Annotated in this window: 20 protein-coding genes; 15 read left to right on the forward strand and 5 right to left on the reverse strand. The window is 42.9% G+C overall.

Annotated elements, in window-relative coordinates:
* Positions 1–6 precede the first annotated feature (6 nt).
* The 9 genes from torA to AB4238_RS02995 all read left to right on the forward strand — a co-directional run bounded on the left by torA (position 7) and on the right by AB4238_RS02995 (position 8,529).
* Positions 7–2,499, forward strand: coding sequence for a trimethylamine-N-oxide reductase TorA (torA, locus tag AB4238_RS02955; RefSeq protein ID WP_372031139.1), 2,493 nt, complete (start codon positions 7–9; stop codon positions 2,497–2,499).
* Positions 2,496–3,155, forward strand: a complete 660-nt coding sequence (gene torD / locus AB4238_RS02960; RefSeq protein ID WP_220737050.1) for a molecular chaperone TorD — start codon at positions 2,496–2,498, stop codon at positions 3,153–3,155. Before torA ends, torD begins: the two co-directional genes overlap by 4 nt.
* 301 nt (positions 3,156–3,456) lie before the next feature.
* Positions 3,457–3,741, forward strand: a complete 285-nt coding sequence (locus tag AB4238_RS02965; RefSeq protein ID WP_372031140.1) for a hypothetical protein — start codon at positions 3,457–3,459, stop codon at positions 3,739–3,741.
* A 202-nt stretch (positions 3,742–3,943) separates the two neighbouring features.
* Complete coding sequence (catB, locus tag AB4238_RS02970; RefSeq protein ID WP_372031142.1) at positions 3,944–4,576, forward strand: type B chloramphenicol O-acetyltransferase; 633 nt, start codon at positions 3,944–3,946, stop codon at positions 4,574–4,576.
* Positions 4,577–4,815: 239 nt separating this feature from the next.
* On the forward strand, positions 4,816–5,457 hold the full coding sequence (locus AB4238_RS02975) for a LiaF domain-containing protein (protein WP_372031144.1): 642 nt from the start codon (positions 4,816–4,818) through the stop codon (positions 5,455–5,457).
* Positions 5,458–5,923: 466 nt separating this feature from the next.
* Complete coding sequence (locus AB4238_RS02980; protein ID WP_248973115.1) at positions 5,924–6,169, forward strand: YdcH family protein; 246 nt, start codon at positions 5,924–5,926, stop codon at positions 6,167–6,169.
* Positions 6,170–6,483: 314 nt separating this feature from the next.
* Positions 6,484–6,816, forward strand: a complete 333-nt coding sequence (locus tag AB4238_RS02985) for an NINE protein (RefSeq protein ID WP_372031146.1) — start codon at positions 6,484–6,486, stop codon at positions 6,814–6,816.
* A gap of 394 nt (positions 6,817–7,210) precedes the next feature.
* On the forward strand, positions 7,211–8,020 hold the full coding sequence (locus tag AB4238_RS02990) for a cytochrome c3 family protein (protein WP_372031147.1): 810 nt from the start codon (positions 7,211–7,213) through the stop codon (positions 8,018–8,020).
* A gap of 17 nt (positions 8,021–8,037) precedes the next feature.
* On the forward strand, positions 8,038–8,529 hold the full coding sequence (locus AB4238_RS02995) for a hypothetical protein (protein WP_371994492.1): 492 nt from the start codon (positions 8,038–8,040) through the stop codon (positions 8,527–8,529).
* Between the two features lie 87 nt (positions 8,530–8,616).
* Here AB4238_RS02995 and AB4238_RS03000 read toward each other — a convergent pair whose 3' ends face one another.
* The 3 genes from AB4238_RS03000 to AB4238_RS03010 form a co-directional block, all read right to left on the reverse strand.
* On the reverse strand, positions 8,617–10,098 hold the full coding sequence (locus AB4238_RS03000) for a YdiU family protein (protein ID WP_372031149.1): 1,482 nt from the start codon (positions 10,096–10,098) through the stop codon (positions 8,617–8,619).
* A 105-nt stretch (positions 10,099–10,203) separates the two neighbouring features.
* Positions 10,204–11,505: an NAD(P)/FAD-dependent oxidoreductase gene (locus tag AB4238_RS03005; RefSeq protein WP_372031151.1), complete on the reverse strand. Its 1,302-nt coding sequence runs from the start codon at positions 11,503–11,505 to the stop codon at positions 10,204–10,206.
* 118 nt (positions 11,506–11,623) lie between these two features.
* Complete coding sequence (locus AB4238_RS03010; RefSeq protein ID WP_372031154.1) at positions 11,624–11,794, reverse strand: hypothetical protein; 171 nt, start codon at positions 11,792–11,794, stop codon at positions 11,624–11,626.
* A 10-nt stretch (positions 11,795–11,804) separates the two neighbouring features.
* Here AB4238_RS03010 and AB4238_RS03015 point away from each other — a divergent pair, with 10 nt between their 5' ends.
* Positions 11,805–12,104, forward strand: coding sequence for a DUF6482 family protein (locus tag AB4238_RS03015; RefSeq protein ID WP_372031157.1), 300 nt, complete (start codon positions 11,805–11,807; stop codon positions 12,102–12,104).
* Between the two features lie 9 nt (positions 12,105–12,113).
* Here the strand turns inward: AB4238_RS03015 and AB4238_RS03020 are convergent, their stop codons facing one another.
* Positions 12,114–12,830, reverse strand: a complete 717-nt coding sequence (locus tag AB4238_RS03020) for a helix-turn-helix domain-containing protein (RefSeq protein WP_372031177.1) — start codon at positions 12,828–12,830, stop codon at positions 12,114–12,116.
* A 188-nt stretch (positions 12,831–13,018) separates the two neighbouring features.
* Between AB4238_RS03020 and AB4238_RS03025 the strand changes: the two genes are divergently transcribed.
* The 3 genes from AB4238_RS03025 (at position 13,019) to AB4238_RS03035 (ending at position 16,621) form a co-directional block, all read left to right on the forward strand.
* On the forward strand, positions 13,019–14,257 hold the full coding sequence (locus AB4238_RS03025) for an MFS transporter (protein ID WP_372031160.1): 1,239 nt from the start codon (positions 13,019–13,021) through the stop codon (positions 14,255–14,257).
* A 220-nt stretch (positions 14,258–14,477) separates the two neighbouring features.
* A complete protein-coding gene (locus AB4238_RS03030) occupies positions 14,478–14,996 on the forward strand; it encodes a hypothetical protein (protein WP_372031163.1) in 519 nt (172 codons plus the stop codon).
* A gap of 329 nt (positions 14,997–15,325) precedes the next feature.
* The gene (locus tag AB4238_RS03035) at positions 15,326–16,621 is read left to right on the forward strand and encodes a hypothetical protein (protein WP_372031166.1); all 1,296 of its coding nucleotides are present in this window, start codon (positions 15,326–15,328) and stop codon (positions 16,619–16,621) included.
* An 89-nt stretch (positions 16,622–16,710) separates the two neighbouring features.
* Here AB4238_RS03035 and AB4238_RS03040 read toward each other — a convergent pair whose 3' ends face one another.
* Positions 16,711–17,322 carry a TonB family protein gene (locus AB4238_RS03040; protein ID WP_372031168.1) on the reverse strand — a complete coding sequence of 204 codons (612 nt, stop codon included), beginning with the start codon at positions 17,320–17,322 and terminating at the stop codon, positions 16,711–16,713.
* 382 nt (positions 17,323–17,704) lie between these two features.
* Between AB4238_RS03040 and AB4238_RS03045 the strand changes: the two genes are divergently transcribed.
* Together AB4238_RS03045 and AB4238_RS03050 are read left to right on the forward strand one after the other, a co-directional pair.
* Positions 17,705–18,268, forward strand: a complete 564-nt coding sequence (locus AB4238_RS03045; protein WP_372031171.1) for a Crp/Fnr family transcriptional regulator — start codon at positions 17,705–17,707, stop codon at positions 18,266–18,268.
* A gap of 105 nt (positions 18,269–18,373) precedes the next feature.
* Positions 18,374–18,886, forward strand: a complete 513-nt coding sequence (locus AB4238_RS03050; RefSeq protein WP_372031175.1) for a YgjV family protein — start codon at positions 18,374–18,376, stop codon at positions 18,884–18,886.
* Positions 18,887–18,933 lie beyond the last annotated feature (47 nt).

Genomic DNA, 18,933 nt, shown 5'->3' on the forward strand with positions numbered 1-18,933 from the left:
CAGATTATGAACAGAAGAGATTTTCTAAAAGGCTTAGTCGGCACCTCATATGTTGTACTTAGCAGCTCATCGGTTTTAGCACCATTAAATGCCTTAGCGGCATCAGGCGCAAAAGCCAGTGATGGATGGTTGACCACAGGTTCACACTTTGGCGCATTCAAGATGAAGCGCAAAAATGGCGTAATTGATCAGGTCATCCCGTTTGACCGTGATAAATATCCGACTGACATGATTAACGGCGTTAAGGGTTTAGTCTACAACCCATCTCGTGTGCGTTACCCAATGGTTCGTTTAGACTTTTTACTGAAAGGTCATAAAAGTGATACTAGTCAACGTGGTGACTTCCGCTTTGTACGTGTCACGTGGGATAAAGCACTGTCACTATTTAAAGACTCACTTGATGAAGTGCAAACTAAGTATGGTCCATCAGGACTACACGCAGGCCAAACCGGTTGGCGTGCAACCGGTCAACTGCACTCTAGCACCAGCCATATGCAACGCGCTGTTGGCATGCATGGCAACTTTGTTAAGAAGGTCGGCGACTACTCTACTGGTGCTGGGCAAACTATTTTGCCTTACATCTTAGGCTCTACAGAGGTATATGCCCAAGGTACGTCTTGGCCGCTTATTCTTGAGAACTCTAAGACAATTATCTTGTGGTCGAACGATCCATACAAGAACCTGCAAGTGGGCTGGAATGCTGAGACTCATGAGTCTTATGCTTACCTTGCCGAGCTAAAAGAGAAAGTGGCAAAAGGTGAGATCCGCGTTATTAGCATCGATCCTGTCGTCACTAAAACCCAACAGTATTTAGGTTGTGAGCAGTTATACGTTAATCCACAAACTGACGTAGCGTTAATGTTAGGTATTGCCCACGAAATGGTGGCAAAGAACCTTCATGACACCAAGTTTATTGAAGGTTACAGCTTAGGCTTCGACCGTTTCTTGCCTTATATTCAAGGTGAAACCGATGGCGTTGAGAAAACACCAGAGTGGGCCGCTGAGATCACCGGCGTTTCTGCTGAGATCATTCGAGATCTCGCCAAGGTAATGACAAAGAGCCGCACCCAAATGCTCATGGGCTGGTGTATCCAACGCCAGCAACATGGTGAGCAACCCTATTGGATGGCAGCCGTGCTCGCCACCATGATAGGTCAAATAGGCTTACCTGGCGGCGGCATAAGCTATGGTCACCATTATTCAAGCATTGGCGTGCCATCATCTGGTGCAGCAGCGCCGGGCGCTTTCCCGCGTAACTTGGATGAAGACCAAAAGCCACTGTTTGATAGCAATGACTTTAAAGGCACCAGCAACACGATACCAGTTGCACGTTGGATAGACGCGATACTTGAGCCCGGTAAAACCATTGACTCAAACGGCAGCAAGGTCACCTTTCCAGATATTAAAATGATGGTGTTCTCAGGCAACAACCCTTGGAACCATCATCAAGATCGTAACCGCATGAAGCAAGCATTTCAAAAGCTTGAATGTGTGGTCACTATCGACATGAACTGGACGGCGACTTGTCGTTTCTCTGACATTGTTTTGCCTGCATGCACAACCTTTGAGCGTAACGATATTGATGTCTATGGTAGCTACGCTAACCGTGGTGTTTTAGCAATGCAGAAGATGGTCGAGCCACTTTATGAAAGCTTGTCTGACTTTGAAATCTTCACTCGCTTTGCTCGTATTATGGGTAAAGAGAAAGAGTACACTCGCGGCATGACCGAACGTGAATGGCTAAACAAGCTATACACAGACTGTAAAAATGCTAACGCGGGTAAATTTGAGATGCCTGAGTTTGACCAGTTCTGGAAACAGGGTTACGTGCACTTTGGTGAAGGTAAGCCTTGGACACGTCACGCCGCATTTAGAGATGATCCAGAGATCAACCCACTGGGCACTCCATCAGGCTTGATTGAGATCTTTAGCCGTAAGATTGCCCAATATAATTACGATGACTGCCCAGGCCACCCAACTTGGATGGAAAAATCAGAGCGTAGCCACGGTGGGCCTGGTTCTGAAAAATTCCCGGTATGGATGCAGTCTTGCCACCCAGATAAGCGTTTGCATTCACAGATGTGTGAATCTGAGCAGTTCCGTGAAACCTATACCGTTAACGGTCGCGAACCGGTTTATTTAAACCCTGATGACGCTAAAAAACGCGGTATTAAAGCAGGTGACGTGGTACGAGTGTTTAACGACCGTGGCCAGCTACTAGCGGGTGCAGTGGTATCAAATAACTTCCCTAAAGGGGTTATTCGTATTCACGAAGGCGCTTGGTATGGTCCCGTTGGCGAAGACGGTAGCAAAGAGGGGGGCGCAGAAATTGGCGCACTATGTAGCTACGGCGATCCAAATACTTTAACCCAAGATATTGGTACATCAAAACTGGCGCAAGCATGCTCTGCCTATACCTGCCTGGTTGAATTTGAAAAGTATCAAGGTAAAGTACCCAATGTTAGTTCATTTAGCGGACCAGTTGAGATAGCACTATGAGCACAGGATCAGCAGCGAACCCAGTAAACCAAGCAAGAAGTACCATTTACCAGTTACTTTCATCTTTGTTTGCCAAGGAGATCGACCATAAAACACTGCATGAGTTAACCAGCACTCAGGCACAAGCGTTTTGGTCACAACTTGCCGCTGAACCTAGCTTTAAAGCTGATGTTGAGGTGCTTGTTGCGGAGTTTGCCAAGCTTAATAGTGATAAAGCTTTATTGGAGCTTGCTGCCGATTATTGCGGTCTATTTTTGGTGGGCACTAAGCACAGTGCCTCACCTTACGCCAGCCTATATTTAGTCGATAATTCCGCAACGGAAAAGCCAACAAATAAGGCTGATGAACCACTGTTATTTGGTGAACAACACCAACAGATGACTCAGTTTTTAAAACAGAGTCAACTGCAGGTACAGAGTGAGTTTCCTGAGCCTGCCGATCACCTAGCGGTAATATTGGCTTATGTGGCGCATATCAATATGCATAGCAGCAACCAAGAGCAGCTTGAGTTTATTCGCGACAATCTCGCTAATTGGTTAGCAACTTTTGTAGCAAAAGTCGCCAAGGTCGACACTGGCAATTTCTATATCGCCTTAGCGCAACTGACACTTGCTTGGGTTAACTCAGATCTAGAGTGGCTGGAAAGCGAAAGTTAACCTTAATTGGCGCTCATTCCTAAGCGCTGAACCAGCCTAAATTACATGCCGATAGTGACTGTCCACTATCGGCATTTTTGTCTCTACCTTTAAATGAATCCACTTAACTATGTAACGCTCAGTTGTAAAACTTTGACTAGGGCTGTTTATTTTTGACGATGTTGTCTATCTAATCGCTACACAATATTGCCGTCCGCTTCCCTAAGTAAATCAAAAGTGCTATACAGAACAAGTGAGTTTATAACGCTCAATTTGACGACACTGCGTGACCAAACCTCAAAGGACAAGGAATCGATAGATCATGGAAGAACCACTGTTAATCATCGTTATTTTAGGGCTCATTTTTTACATTTTCCATATACAAAAAACAGATAGAAAATTAAAAATCATAGAGAATAAAATAGACACATTACTAGAGAATAATGGCATTGTATTTGATGAAAATATCCACGTCTCTAAAGATGTGTTAACGGCGATTACCTTAGGTAAAAAGTTAACCGCTATTCGGTTATATCGCCAAGAGACAGGGGCCAGCTTAAAAGAAGCTCATGAAGTGATTAACCGAATTTCCGCAAAAGCTGAATAATCGCAGCTATGATCTCTTCGCAACCAGTGGCACATGTGTATAATGCCGAAAAATAAGCCTAATGGCGCAGAAGTAAAAGCAACAAATTGCTATTTTGAGTACCATTGGCAAACCTCTGGAGAGCCAACAATTACCAGTGTTGTCACCCAGTGCTAATTCCTGACTTAAATATTGCCTGCATTAGAGCTAAAGGTTTTATAACTTGAACAACTATTTCGAAAACCCATTTGTGGGTAAACCACTGCAAGAGCAAGTCACTAACCCCAATATTATTGTCGGTAAGCATAGCTATTATTCTGGCTATTATCATAATCACAGTTTCGATGATTGCGCACGCTACTTAATGGCGGATAGAACTGACATCGATAAGCTCATTATTGGTAGCTACTGCTCCATAGGCTCCGGAGCTGTATTTATGATGGCGGGCAATCAAGGCCATCAACACGATTGGATCAGTACCTTTCCCTTTTTCTATCAAGATCATGAAAACTTTAGCCATGGGATTGATGGTTTTGAACGTGCTGGCGATACCGTTATTGGTAATGATGTTTGGATTGGTAGTGAAGCCATGATAATGAGTGGCGTCAATGTTGGTGATGGCGCTATTATTGCCAGCCGCGCTGTCGTGACCAAAGATGTTGCGCCATACGAAATTGTGGGCTCTAACCCAGCTAAACATATTCGTTTCCGATTTTCTGCAATAGAAATATCTCAGTTACTCGAAATGCAATGGTGGCTTTGGACGGACGAGCAACTCAAACCTGCAGTGCCACTAATGTGTTCATCAAATATCGCGGCTCTATATGATTATTGGCAGGCTCTTCAATTAAAATAACCCTAACCTCGTCACCAATGTAGCATTATGCTTATCCATAACAGCCGCAGTTAAAAGCACCACTTTTTAGTGCTATGTTTAACTAAGTAGCCAACTAATCACAGCATATTAACTCAGACAAGCAGCAACATTTAAGTAACATTTAAGTAACATACTGATTAAAGTGCTATTTGTTAAGTTGGTATACAAAATGCTTAATTAGTCATCTTTATAACGACTAATTGCCAAAGGAGCGGCTGATGCCTGTCACATTAGAAGATAGACCAATTGAAAAGGTTAGAGAAGAAGTCATCGATAAGCTGATTGTGAATTACAGTCACGGAATCATCTCCGCAGAAGCGTTTGAGCGCCGCCTGGATGATGCGATGGCCAGTGACTCTCATCAAGAGCTACTCAACTTAGTGGCTGATCTATCACTCTCAGCAGACGATGAATACAGCAGCAAGAAAGATCAACAATTCACTCCCAATTACACTAGCAAGCAGCAAGATGACACACTGAATATCAATTGTGTGCTTGGCAATAATGAACGTAGTGGTCAATGGGCAGTCCCTAGAACAATTCAAGTTAACAATGTGCTGGGCGAAACCACACTCGACTTTACCGATGCTATTTTTCAGCACCAAGATATCACCATAAAACTTAACTGTATTTTAGGCAGTGCAACGGTATTTATCCCTGAGAATGTCAATGTGGTGTGTAAAACCTACTGCGCTGTAAGTAGTATTGAAAACTGTGCACCGTCGATGGCGAACCGCCAAGCCCCTATCATTACTATCGAAGGTAAAGTCATTCTCGGTAGTCTATCTGTTTCAGTAAAGCGCACGATTAAAGAAAAGTTTATCGCTTTTGCTAATCAATTAAAGGACACGTTTAGCTAATATCAACTCCATGAAAGAGTTGCTCATTCAGCGGGAGTTAAAATCACTTAGACAAGTCAGTGGTTTATCGCTAATCGTTATTCTCTATCGAATGGCACATGCGCTGTATTAAGTGATTTCCCCATGCCTTAAATATCAGCCGCACGTTGTGAGCGCCTCTGGCGCTTTCACTGCTAGGTTGCATTGACTTAACAACGCGCCTTGAATTGAAAGCCCTGAGAAAGCTCTGAACTGAGTATATCCATAATGGAATTGATATAACTGTATGACATGGCCAAATACGCTTCATGAGACGAATTCAATTGTGTTTTCGCCGGCATGATAACGGCCTTACTTAATGGCTTTAATAAGGCTAATAAATTTTGTTAGAGAGATCACTAAAATAGCTAAATTTAGCCTTTGATAAAATCAACAATGCTGTAATGTGGAGAGTAACAACGTTGTAGTTCACATTTCAGGAGTAACTATGCTAAATGAAAATCACGCGCTTATTTTTGACTTCCCAGAATTTAAACAAGACATTGTCCATTTGAACCATAAAGACCCAATCTTTGAAGAACAGTCCAAGCAATATCACCTATTAGATTATGAAATTCGTCAGCTAGAAATTGACGGTAGCCCAACTGATGACGAGCATATGCACCAACTCAAGGTACAGCGCGCCAACCTAAAAGATGTGTTGTTTCAGAAGTTAAAAGAGCATCACCAGTAAACGTTCTAACCTCTATCGAGATATCATTTCATAGCCCTTAGCCAGAGAATATTATCGATAACAAACAAAAACACGACCAGTAGAAAGTTTGCTTATATCAATTGATATAGGCAAACAGCGCTGGACTTATGCATTGCCCTCCCCTTGCTCGTAAAAACTTCAATATCCTAAACTCAATAGCCCAAGCTCAATTGCAGCAAGCCACTCTTTAACTCATCAATCCTATGAGCTTTATTTTAATAGTGTGAACTACACACCTATATTTCAGCGCACGCTTGTACGCATAATGTATTTTTTGATAATTGGAGATTGCAATGCAGAATATCAATTGCCCTCAGTGCCACCAAGAGATTGAGATTGACCTAACAACTTGTCCGCATTGCAAGGCCGCACAAGGGCTGGAATCTCTCTGTGGTGTCGATCCTGATATCCGCATCAAGAATCAACGCCTCGCGGTATGGTTTAGCGTTCTGTTTGGCGGCTTAGGGATCCACAAGTTCTACTTAGGACAGCATCTAAAAGGTAGCTTATACCTAGTTTTTAGCTGGACACTTGTGCCTTTTATTGTGGGTTGGGTTGATGCCGTCCGCACCTTTAAAATGAGTGCATTTAGCTTTGAGCAGCGTTATAGCCGTAGGGTGAGCTAGTTAGTTTGAATAAAGTCGCTAAACTGCGACTTTATTCATCGATAAACTATAGTGAAATACTACTATCTATGAAACCTAATGATAATAAGTAGGATAAAACTCTGTAATTAGTATTACGCACTAACAAAAGCACTTATTACGCACTTTTTTATCAACATACTATTGTTCTAAGACATAAAACGCTAAGAAAGAGAATTGATATCACAGCCATATCCGCCCCCAAAATTACTTTGAACTAGCTCTCATCACCATTTTTCACGCCTGTCATGCTTACCTCAAGCCAACGCAGCAATGAAATCTGGCACCGAGTGAAGTCAGTTATCAATAGTCTGCTGCTAATTCAAAACGCTCAACCTAAGTATTGAGTGACTTATAAAAAATGGGACGTGAAACGATGAAAACATTAAATAGAAGACAAGCAATAAACCGTATCATTGGTATCTCTTCAGTAGCCGCTGGCGGCGCACTAGTAGCCAACCCAGTTATTGCAGCCGTAACGAGTAGTACTGGTGATTGGAAACTAGAAGTCGGTACTCGACTCGCTTATGTTAAGTTAGATCCAATGACTGTCGCCAAGTTAGCCTATGAGACTGGTAACGGTTGTATGTTCCAAGTATTTGACAGCATTATTCAAAGCTTAGCGGCATCAAACTCTCCTGATGCAGAGAAATTTGCTCAAGTACCTACCGCAATGGCACATTATGGTTATGCTGGTATGTTAGGCGAAGGAACAGTTTGCGGTAATATTAACGCGACTGGCATGCTAGTTAACTTGCTATCTATTAATGGTGAATCGGCCAATAGTATCCTTAACCCAACCATGCGCTATTACGAAAGTGAGAAGCTGCCACTGCAAACTGCTGAGTTTATTGCTGGTATTGGTGCTGATATGACAGAGACCCTCGATCAAGTCGGTACGCCAACATCTGCCAATAGCATTATGTGTCACTCTTCAATTAGCCTTTGGGCCAATGAAAATGGTAAATCATTTAGCCAAAAAGGTATGCGTTGTAAGCAACTGTCAGCTTCAATTGTTTATGAATTAGTCACTATGCTAAACAATGCATTTGACGGTGATATGACAAATCCACATCCAATTTCAGATACGGTTGCCAGCTGTCAACAGTGCCACACTTCTGAATCTACATTTGCCCCAAGTGTGAAAACCAATATGGCATGTGATACCTGCCACACTGGCCACTAATAGCAGGGAGAATGATAATGAAACACACTAAACTATGTTGTGCTATCGGCCTCAGCTCTGTGCTTTTACTCGGTTGTGGTAGTGATGATGACGACAACAAACCAGTAGAGCCACCTGTAGAGCCACCGGTATCGACAATTGGAATTAATGATACAGAAACCTTGAGCGTTAACTTAACAACTGTCGATGCAGAAAAAGGCAGTGTGGCATTAACACTGACTGGCGATGACGAAAAGTTAGTCACCGACGCAGGTGCCTTTAACTTAATCTTGATGGGTTACCCTAAAGAAGGCAGTTCATCAGTCAAATATAAGCTTGGCTGGCATCAAGCTAACCATTCTAACTGCATTGCCGATGTCGACTGCACCATGGCAATTACGGAATTAGAATCAGGTAAGTACAACCTTGAGCTAGATTCAGTTGAGTGGAAGGATGCCATTGACAGCTATCGCGTCGCAGTCGAAGTCAAAGGTGAAAAAGCACACTTAGAGCTAGCGTTTTTAGATTGATGCCTCACCCCACAACTCGGCATTAGTACTCGACTACCACGCAATGAAACATTACATTGCGTGGTTTTTTTAGCTTTAATGGAGAGGCTAAGTGCCGCAATAAGTGGTGAACTTTCCAAAGCTAGCTGGGGCTGACTGAGCATACTCCTGTTTATCTTGTTGCTTACTAAAAGGCTTGGCTAACACACTAACAAGTGCTTCAAATGGTTGATAGTCGTTGCGCTCCTCTGCCGCTTCAATAGCAGATTCCACTAAATGATTTCGCGGAATATAAATTGGGTTAACAGTGTTCATTAACTCAACGCTCTCTTTTGCAGACAATGATTCTTGCGCCAACCTGACCTGCCACAACGGTTTCCATTGCATAAATAAACTTGAGTCAGTAAACAGCGATTCAGCCTCATTGCTATCTGACAGAAGATCATCAGCTAACAAACGAAATAGCTGAGTATAATCTACCTTCTGCCCTTGCATCGATGCCAGTAATTGTTCGCAAAGCTCATAATCACCTTCAAGCTCGGCGACCATACCAAGTTTAGCGCGCATCCCCTGCAGCCAATGTGATTTAAATTGATCCCAAAACGCTTTTATCGCATCGGTGGCTTGGGCTATCGCTTTATCTGAATCGTCATTGATTAACGGTAGCAATGTTTCAGCAAAACGGGCCAGATCCCATTGCGCCATCGCTGGCTGATTACTATAGCTATAACGCCCATCTTGATCGATAGAACTAAACAGCGCGCGAGCATCATAATCGTCCATAAATGCGCAGGGGCCGTAATCGATAGTCTCACCGCTTATGGTCATGTTATCTGTGTTCATGACTCCATGTACAAAGCCGACTAACATCCATTGGGCGATGAGTTGCGCCTGTTTATCACGTACAGCGCAGATTAAATCTAAGTATGGTTGCGGGCTTTGTTTAAGTTCAGGATAGTGACGTGCAATAGCATAATCGGCCAGCTGCTTAACTTTATCTTCGGCTCCTTGCGAAGCAAAGTATTCAAATGTCCCCACCCGAATATGACTTGATGCAACCCGAGTGAGCACTGCACCAGGTAAATATCGCGTTCTATAAATAGGCTCACCCGTGGTTACAACCGCTAATGCTCGCGTGGTAGCAATGCCTAACGCATGCATCGCTTCACACAGTATGTATTCACGCAGAATTGCGCCAAGTACCGCTTTACCGTCACCGCCGCGAGAGAACTGGGTGCGACCAGAACCTTTAAGCTGAATATCGAAGCGTTGCCCAAACTTGTCGATAGTTTCGCCTAACAGCAAAGCGCGACCATCACCTAATTGCGGACTAAACCCACCAAACTGATGGCCGGCATAAACTTGTGCTAATGGCGCAGCGCCTAGGGGCGCTTCGCTGCCAGAAAAGACTTCGGCTAACTGAGCATGATCTTGATTGCTGATCCCTAGCTGTTCAGCCAATGCAATGTTTAGCTTTATCAACTCCGGAGTGGGTGCTTTATCACCTTGGCAAGAGACATAAAACCCCTCAAGTTCATTGGCATAGCTATTATCGAAATCGAATCCTAAATCAATCACTTGTTTGCTCATCAAATGTCCATCTTATAATGAAATATAAACTATTCTTATTACGCTTACTGTACCTCAGTCCTCCGTTAAACGGTAATTTTGACTGGATTATTAATATCTAATGCTCTAGTGTAATTTCATTCTTGGCCTAACCACTCTCATTAGCTTTTCAGCTAACCATAATGCTATGGTTTTAAAGGTGCCATGAATGGCCTTTTGATGCATGCGATACAAAGATATATAAACGAAACGCGCAATTTTACCTTCAACAAACATACTGCTTTTGGTCAGATTCCCCATCAAGCTACCCACTGTGCTGTAGCGCGATAAATTAACCAATGAGCCGTGATCGACATAAACATATTCGATTAATGCTTCCGCATTCATGTCCTTGATAATATTCTTTTCCGCACATTGTGCCATTTGATGCGCCGATTGCGCTCTAGGTGGGACAAAGCTGCCGTCAGCCTGTTCAAACGCACAACAATCACCAATCACATAGATATCATCGTTCACAGTGCTTTTAAGTGTGGCTTTAACCTTAATCTGGTTAGCTCTGTTAAGCTCAAATAGCTGCATATCTTTGATAAAGTCAGGGGCTTTTACACCTGCAGCCCAAAGCATCAAATTCGCCTCAATCAATACCCCTTCGGCGGTGACAAACCCAGCAGCAGTTGCCTCGCTAATACGTGTATTTTCTTTGACTGAGACGCCAAGTTGAGTGAGCTCATGACGCGCAGAGCCAGCGATTCTTTCGCTCAAAGCAGGCAAGATCCTCGGCCCTGCTTCAATCAAATGTATATTGAGCTTATCAGCCGTCATTTTACTCAGGCCATATACTTTTAGAAGATCGGTAACATGATATAGCTCAGCAGAAAGCTCGACCCCAGTCGCGCCTCCACCAACAATCGCAATATTAAGCTCATTAATAGAATCTGATTGGTGCACCCGAGTGAAGCTGTCTAAAAGCGCATTGTGAAAACGATTCGCTTGCTGATGAGAGTCGAGGAAAAAACAGTTATCTTTTACTCCTGGAGTATTAAAGTCATTACTGACACTGCCGATAGCAATCACCAGTTTATCGAACTGTATCTGGCGTTCAGGTAATAACACCTTGCCGTTATCATCAGTAATCGGTGCTACAGAGATAGACTTATCTTCTGGCGATAAACCACAAAAGGTTCCAAGTTGGAATTGATAACCATGTTTAGCGGCATGTGCTGAATAAACGACACCATCAAGATCAGAATCTAACGAGCCCGTCGCGACTTCGTGTAGCAAAGGTTTCCAAATATGGGTGCGATTCTTATCAACTAATATAATCTGCGCTAACTTTTTTTTACCTAACTTGCGCCCTAATTGAGTCGCCAGCTCAAGTCCACCAGCGCCGCCGCCCACAATCACAATCCTCGGACATATTAACGTCATTGCTTATCCTTTCTTTAATGATGCCAGTTCTACCCATTCATGCGTAACCAAGCAATGAATAGCAGAAGTCTAATTTAGACACTCAATACAATGCCTCAACCAACAAATAAAGTCATGGTTAATAAGGCCAAATAAACAGCAAAAACCAGTCATATAAACCAAGTAAGTGTAAGTAACCAAGGTTATTAGCATCAACTTGGTCTGCCAGTACATCACCTTGCTGGCGCATAAAGCTGTTTAAAAGGTGAACTAATTTCACCAAGAAAACGTATACCTTGAAAATAGACAAGGAGCTACCTATGAAAAACTTCGGCAAAGCAGACACACTGCAACAAGAGGCGTTAGAGCAAACCAATGTCCCCAAGATCATCGGTGTCGCAGATTCCACCCATTATCTTGTTGGTGCAGTCGATTCCAATAAAAACTTCATTGAGCTTACTGAAGAGGAAGAGATTTTAGTCGTTAATTCATTGGTGCAAGCCAAGCAGCTGCTGCGCAACCATCGTTACCAACAAACCCAGCTAGAGTATCAAACTGCTTATGATGAGATGTGTGGTTTAGAAAGTAGCGGCCATTATCAAGAAATGATCAAGCTCTAATGCACTGCTTTAAGGATCAGTCTGCTTAATGTATTGCTTGGGTGATTTACCGAGCGTTTTTTTGAAAAAAGTAATAAAAGCGCTCACAGATTCATAACCTAGCTCTTCAGCAATACGCTGAACAGACTCACCACTAGCAAGTTTTTGCAATGCTAATACGATATGCAGCTGCCCTCGCCAACGGCCAAAGGTTAGCCCGACCTCTTGCTTGATGAGTCGCGCTAAGGTTCTCTCACTCATGGCATGAGCTCTAGCCCAATCACCGACAGTTCTTCTATCGTCCGGCGCTTGAATCAGCTTCGCAGCAATTGACTTTAACCTTGGTTCACTCGGCGTTGGAAAATCGTAGTGCGCTGTCGGCATCAACCGTAATTGATCGATGAGTACTTTTGCCACGTCGGCTGTAGCACTAGCGGCTTGGTAGTCCTGATCTTGTTGAGTCAAATGTATCGTCAACTCCCTTATCAATGGGGTTATCGATAAGGTACAACTCTTTTCTGGCATGCCTGCCACGTCAGGATCAACAAATAGCATACATACATTGGCATTACTGGAGATCAAATTGCTGTGCCACTGTTGGCTAGGGATCCACACTGCACTGTTAGGAGGCACCATCCAAATAGCATCGGCAATTTTACACTTTACATAGCCGCTAAGTGCGATAACTAGCTGACACTTACGATGCTGATGTTGTGGTGTTTCTGCATCCCGCTCTCCTCCTGACATGCTTAAAGCCACCACATCTTGCGGAAAAGCATCTGAGTCAAATACAGGAAACGAATTAATTTGTTGCAACCGCTTTGACCGTTTATAGATATAAAATGTCACTATAGCTCAATACAGCAATAAAAATGAAGCGTAATCTAGCCCACTTTCACTGCCAAACAGTCATTCTTTTGCTCGAGGAACTCATCATGGCAAAACAACTCTCTTTTCGTCTTACTGGCGGCGCTTTTTTGATGTTAGGTGTACTACTTATTTCGCTTAGCCTTAGAAGCCCGATCACAGGTATCGGTCCTCTGCTTGATTTGATTCGCTTAGAACTGAATTTATCAGCGACCCAAGCTGGAATGCTGACCACACTACCTTTACTTGCATTTGCTTTTTTCTCGCCTATCGCATCCAGAATTGGTCGTAAACAGGGACTGGAGCAAGCGTTAATGCTATCACTGATTTTAGTGACCATCGGCTTAGTCATTCGCTCGATAGGCAATGCGATAGGACTATTTTCTGGTACCGTAATTATTGGCGCCGGTATTGCTATTGCCAATGTATTGCTGCCGAGCTTAATGAAGCGTGATTTCCCAACTAAGATTGCCACTATGACTTCTATTTACGTACTCATGATGGGGGCCGGTTCCGCGCTCAGTGCCAGCTTAGCCATTCCATTAGCAGATCTAGCATCAAGGCTGTCAATTAGTGCCGTACCTAGCTGGGCGTTCTCATTAGCTAGCCTAACTATTTTCCCTGTTATTGCCATACTCGTCTGGTTACCACAACTACGTAGCCATACAGCACCTAGCAAAGATTCCACTGAGCTTGATGGCCACAGTTATCTATGGCGAAATACCGATGCTTGGTGCATCACCTTGTTTTTAGCGCTGAACTCATTTTTGATGTATATCTTTATCAGTTGGCTTCCAACTATTTTGGTTGAGCTTGGCTACAGTCATCATCAAGCAGGGGTCATTCACGGTGTACTGCAACTGTTCACCGCTGTGCCCGCAATAATACTTATTCCTCTAATGGCAAAGGTCACAGATAAGCGCTTACTGAGTTTTAGCTTAACCATCATGGCGTTTTTTGGCATTGTCGGCCTAATCTATGCGCCGAGTTACGCCATGGTATGGGGAATGTTATTTGGTTTTGGCGCGGGAGGCGGTTTTATTGTCGCATTAGCACTGATAAGTTTACGCACCCAAACGGCACATCAAGCTGCCACACTGTCGGGAATGGCACAGTTTTTAGGTTACCTTTTGGCCGCGACAGGGCCAATTATCATGGGAGCGATTCATGAACATAACGGCAGCTGGCAGCAACCTCTCACTATATGCGCAGTCATAGCGTTAATTTGGAGTGTATTCGCTATTTTTGCCTCTAAAAGCCAGCCTATTAGCTCTAAATCCAACACTCTATCGCCTCAAGCGGTTTAGTTTTTCTGGGTCGCTATATTTCTTTAGTAATCAGTACCCAGTTACTGAGCGTTAAATTATTGATTTAGAGCCTGCTTCAGTTGCTTTAAATCAATATTAACCATAATAAGCTTATATTGACTCCTACCTAAGTGATTGTTACCTTAGCACTGCGCAAAATTAACTACTTAGTTTTACTAAGATTTAACCATGGATTGAAGCCTCTTTAACGGACTAAATAATGAAAAAAGTACTCCTATGTGCAGCAGTATTAAGCCTTGCTGCCTGTAAAAGCACCGACATTCGTAACATCACTAGCTCAGTATCAGACATAGCGAGCATTGGTTCTGCTACAACGACCAACACCACTACAGCTCCAGGTTATGAACATAGCCCTGTGCAGTATGCTAATGAATCTGAAGATATCAGCGTACATCGCACAGGAAAAACAAGTAAGGATTACGGTGTAATTCGCTCAATTAGGGCAGAGAAAAATCCTAATGGAATGACAATGGTGCGTTTTGTTGCCTATCATCTCGATAGTGGTGCAGCATTAGAAAGCAATCAATACTTGTATTCAATGGATGAGAATGGCTGGATGAACAAGAAGTCAATTCTTACATTAGATACCAGAGCTAAGATGCTTAATAGCGGCGAATATTACCTAAAGGCTAAGGCTAAAAGTGGTGATTTCTATACCACAGGAATGGTGCAATTAGCATCAGGCGTCACTAATGTTGTGACAATCGACCTGCAATAAGTCAGATGAATTAATCCCTGCTCACAGCGAATACTCCTTCACTTATGGCTCTTCCTCTGATTAATAAAGAGCCATAGTGAAGTGAGGTTAGCAATAGCGACAGTTAATTTTCTCAGCGAGCTGCTAGCGAGTCACAGGTAGAAATACTCCTCAACACCTTGCTAATTCGATCAGAAAAGTCGTAATGACTTTTGCTCAACTTACTTCTTCCTCCTTTTATCAAATCATCATTTCGAGCTAATATCAGCGCAAAAAACAATCTCGATTCTATGTTAGCGGCTTTCGGCCTGTGCGGCCATAAATTAAATAATACCAATAAAGGGAATAAAATGAATTTTGTTAAAGGGACCTGTAGCCTTGCAATTGTAGGGCTTTTAGCTGCTTGTGGCGGCGGTAGTGATGGCGGTAGTAGCGCACTACTGCAAGAGCAGCAACTTAGCCTGCAGACCGTTAAGCACAATTATTGTGGCGTAGAGTCCCCCATCGCCAATATTAAAGTTCTGTTCCATAATCAGTCTGGTGATGTGATTAACGAGTATGCCACCGACCAGCAAGGTCAACTGCAAGTAGATTGGCCATCAAATGCTAAACACGTCACCGTGGCCGGTGATGACTATTATACCGACGGTAGCAAAAACCTTTATCTCATCACTGAGCTTGATGTTGAAGCTGGTGACTTAGGTGAAATCCCCTTTCTTGCTTTCAACGACCAAGCAGGTTGCAACTGCCATAAGGTTGATATTGACCTGCAACAGCTCATCAATGAAGCCCCTGATAGCAGTCTATACATAGGTAGTAGCTACCTTCAATTGACTTCCGGCACGACATCTATGAGTAAAACCTGGTGTGATAATTATGATGGTATAAGCATTCAGCTTATTGCAGCAGATAATTCCTCCAGTATGGCAGGAGATATTAACCTATCCAATGTGAATAATTTGTCGCTCACTTTAGAGGACTTTACTAGCCCCGGAGTAGAGGTTAATGTCGATTGGGGCAATCACATAACAAGGGCATACGCCAAGGAGGGGTGGAGCAACACCAATTTATTGCATGGAGGCTATGTTCCTGTCTTTATCTATCCAGGGTTAACCAGCAATAACTATGTTCGCTATCATGAGCTCGACGAAGCCCATGTCGGCAACGCTACCGCTGAGTTCTATACATATTCTTACACTAAAGTAGACAGTGAAGGCGAAATTACCAACGACTTACAACCTTGGGAGCTCAGCAATAACTTTACTGATGCCCTATACAAAGTGCTGACTTCCTTTGCCAGTAATCAGCTGCCATATCAATACGACTTCAGCAACGCTGATAACAATATTGCATTTACCCGCATTGCACTGCTTGGAGCAATCGATACAGGTTCAGCGGAGTGGATATTCAGTGGTGGCGTCTCAGGTGAGATCCCAGACTTTGACTTAACTGAAGCACTAGAAGCTGAGTTAGCATCATTACACAGCGCTGCACTGCGAGTCTCTCTTCGAGGCTACAGCGGCTATAAGCCGCTCAATGAATGGCGAAAATTAAGAGCGGCTATGAATGAAATGGACAACAGCTATTTGAGCCCACTCAATGATGAAAGCCGCTTCATGGAATTTACCTTTGAATTAGATCGTTAAGCTAACTAAGGCCGCATAGCAGCATGAGTTAATTTGTTGCGCTAACGGCATCGATATTCACTGATGTCGTTAGCGGCTATCACACAATGTTACTGCGCTTTATCTAAGGTAAAGTCCAGTCTCACCTGCTGCTTTGTTTGCGTGACAGGATTACCTTCAACGACTTTCGGCTTGTATTTCCAGCCTTTAATTGCCCGTACGGCAGATTTGTTGAAAATTCTTTTTGGATTGGCATCTAAAACGCTAACATTAGTGACGCTGCCAAGAGTACTAATATCAAACTCAAGGATCACGTAGCCCTCTTTACCGTCTCTTGCTGCTGCAATCGGGTACTGCGGTGACACTTGTACAACTGGCAATGCATCTTGATTAATAGGGCCTTGAGTATACTGCTCTATAACTTGTGGCATGACAGGTGGAGTCATCTCAGCAATCGACGTGACATCGCCGTCACCACCGTTAGGGATAGTAATCACAGGAGGTTTTGTCACAACGGGTTTAGGCTCAATTCTAATAGTTTTTTTGGGGGGTAATGGTTCAGGAATATCAGCAGTAATTTGAAAAACAGGTGCGACCGTTGGCGTCCCGCTAGAGACTTGATCCGTTTTGACTAGCTGTGACATAAAGATGAATAAACCCAAAGTAACTAGGGCTCCGGTTAGCATTATACTAGTACGACTAAACAGGCTATTTCGACTCATAGATTATCCTTTCTTGAGTGGGTGCCCTTTTATACCTAGCAGGATAAATCCAAAAAGCCAAACATTTTGTTACATTCTTAGCCAAACAACTTAAACCGAAACAAAACCAAAACAAAATCGCAACATAAAAACAACAAAAACCTGTAAAACAGGTGACTACCTCTCTGTATTATTTAATATTCGTTGCTGAGTAGACAATGAGTTATCACCGATTCAACACTAACTGTGTCAAAATACACCATTTGTAAATCTTCACGTTGATGCAGAAAGTAGCATTAATAGATGCTGGTTCATTAATTGAATGATGCCAATAAGGAGTGTTTTTCGATTGAGTAATCTAATCCATAGGGGGTCAACATCGGTCCCACCTAAAGAATCATTAGTGATTCTGTCCAGCGTTTTAAATGAACTTGGACTAGATGAAGTATTAGCCACCAATAGCGTGCAGTCTTTAGCACAAAGCTTGTCCGTTTGTTGCGGTGATATTTTATTACGCCAAGGTGAAATTCAAAACCATGTATTTTTTGTCGTCTCTGGCATCTTAAAGGCTTGTCACTATAGCGATAATGGCAGTGATTTGTCTAAAGAGTTTTATTTTACTAATGAGCTTTGTTTTCTCTATTCCAGTTGGTTAACAGGGCAACCCGCCCAGTATCAAATAGAGGTTTTAGAAGATGCATTGATCCTACAGTTTCCTATAAGACTTCTGTCTCAACCGAAATGGCAAACAGTCAAGATTGCGTTACTAAGCCAACAGTTAATTTATAAAGAACAGAAAGAAGCCTTCTTGTTACTCAATACACCTGAGCAACGGTATCGATTCCTAACCGAATACAGGCCTAACTGGGTTAGGCAACTCAATAACATTCAGCTAGCCAGTTACATAGGGATAACTCCGGTGAGCTTGTCTAGATTAAAGTCCCGCCCCTCCAATAAAGCCAAGTAAAAGAGCGATAAATTAACTTAAGATAATGACTATAACAGACGACCTGCTTAGCCTTAGAGGATTGAAAAGCTTGTATCTACAAGCTTATAAAACTAAGGCTACAGTATGTCCGCTTATACTCTTTCACAGTGCTTCATTGTTATCGCTATTTTATTCGATATTCTGTCATTTCAATTTAAACAAAAACAAAAAATAGTGGCCTGTTTATCTATTTCAGGCGTACTCATTACCAGCCATTTCGCACTCCTAGAACAGTGGACTGCTACAGCATTAATGTTACTGGCAACTTTCCGATACTTTGTCACTATCTTTACTCACTCCAAGCGGGTCATGAGTCTATTTCTCTGCTTAAATGCCTTAGTATTCATACTAACCTTTTCCGGTGTATTAAGTTTGCTAAGTTTTGTTGGGAGCTCGCTTCAAACTATCGCTGCATTTTGTCAAAACGACCGACGACTGCGTCAGTTTATGCTCATCGGTACTAGCATTTGGCTGGTCAACAATATTGTTTTAGGCTCACCGGCAGCGGTGGTGATGGAGATCCTATTTATAAGCAGCAATCTTATCGCTTACTACCGTTATTACGGGTTAGTCATTCACGCAAAAAACTCAAACTAATCATATTTATATGCAATTAAAAAGGGGCACTAATACCAATTGCATTA

This window comes from Shewanella sp. 10N.286.45.A1, assembly GCF_041470405.1.
Taxonomy (GTDB): domain Bacteria; phylum Pseudomonadota; class Gammaproteobacteria; order Enterobacterales; family Shewanellaceae; genus Shewanella.

Coding starts and splice junctions, on each gene's coding strand:
- torA (WP_372031139.1), top strand. CDS start 7: ATGAACAGAAGAGATTTTCTAAAAGGCTTAGTCGGCACCTCATATGTT.
- torD (WP_220737050.1), top strand. CDS start 2,496: ATGAGCACAGGATCAGCAGCGAACCCAGTAAACCAAGCAAGAAGTACC.
- AB4238_RS02965 (WP_372031140.1), top strand. CDS start 3,457: ATGGAAGAACCACTGTTAATCATCGTTATTTTAGGGCTCATTTTTTAC.
- AB4238_RS02975 (WP_372031144.1), top strand. CDS start 4,816: ATGCCTGTCACATTAGAAGATAGACCAATTGAAAAGGTTAGAGAAGAA.
- AB4238_RS02980 (WP_248973115.1), top strand. CDS start 5,924: ATGCTAAATGAAAATCACGCGCTTATTTTTGACTTCCCAGAATTTAAA.
- AB4238_RS02985 (WP_372031146.1), top strand. CDS start 6,484: ATGCAGAATATCAATTGCCCTCAGTGCCACCAAGAGATTGAGATTGAC.
- AB4238_RS02990 (WP_372031147.1), top strand. CDS start 7,211: ATGAAAACATTAAATAGAAGACAAGCAATAAACCGTATCATTGGTATC.
- AB4238_RS02995 (WP_371994492.1), top strand. CDS start 8,038: ATGAAACACACTAAACTATGTTGTGCTATCGGCCTCAGCTCTGTGCTT.
- AB4238_RS03000 (WP_372031149.1), bottom strand. CDS start 10,098: ATGAGCAAACAAGTGATTGATTTAGGATTCGATTTCGATAATAGCTAT.
- AB4238_RS03005 (WP_372031151.1), bottom strand. CDS start 11,505: ATGACGTTAATATGTCCGAGGATTGTGATTGTGGGCGGCGGCGCTGGT.
- AB4238_RS03015 (WP_372031157.1), top strand. CDS start 11,805: ATGAAAAACTTCGGCAAAGCAGACACACTGCAACAAGAGGCGTTAGAG.
- AB4238_RS03020 (WP_372031177.1), bottom strand. CDS start 12,830: ATGTCAGGAGGAGAGCGGGATGCAGAAACACCACAACATCAGCATCGT.
- AB4238_RS03025 (WP_372031160.1), top strand. CDS start 13,019: ATGGCAAAACAACTCTCTTTTCGTCTTACTGGCGGCGCTTTTTTGATG.
- AB4238_RS03030 (WP_372031163.1), top strand. CDS start 14,478: ATGAAAAAAGTACTCCTATGTGCAGCAGTATTAAGCCTTGCTGCCTGT.
- AB4238_RS03035 (WP_372031166.1), top strand. CDS start 15,326: ATGAATTTTGTTAAAGGGACCTGTAGCCTTGCAATTGTAGGGCTTTTA.
- AB4238_RS03040 (WP_372031168.1), bottom strand. CDS start 17,322: ATGAGTCGAAATAGCCTGTTTAGTCGTACTAGTATAATGCTAACCGGA.
- AB4238_RS03050 (WP_372031175.1), top strand. CDS start 18,374: ATGTCCGCTTATACTCTTTCACAGTGCTTCATTGTTATCGCTATTTTA.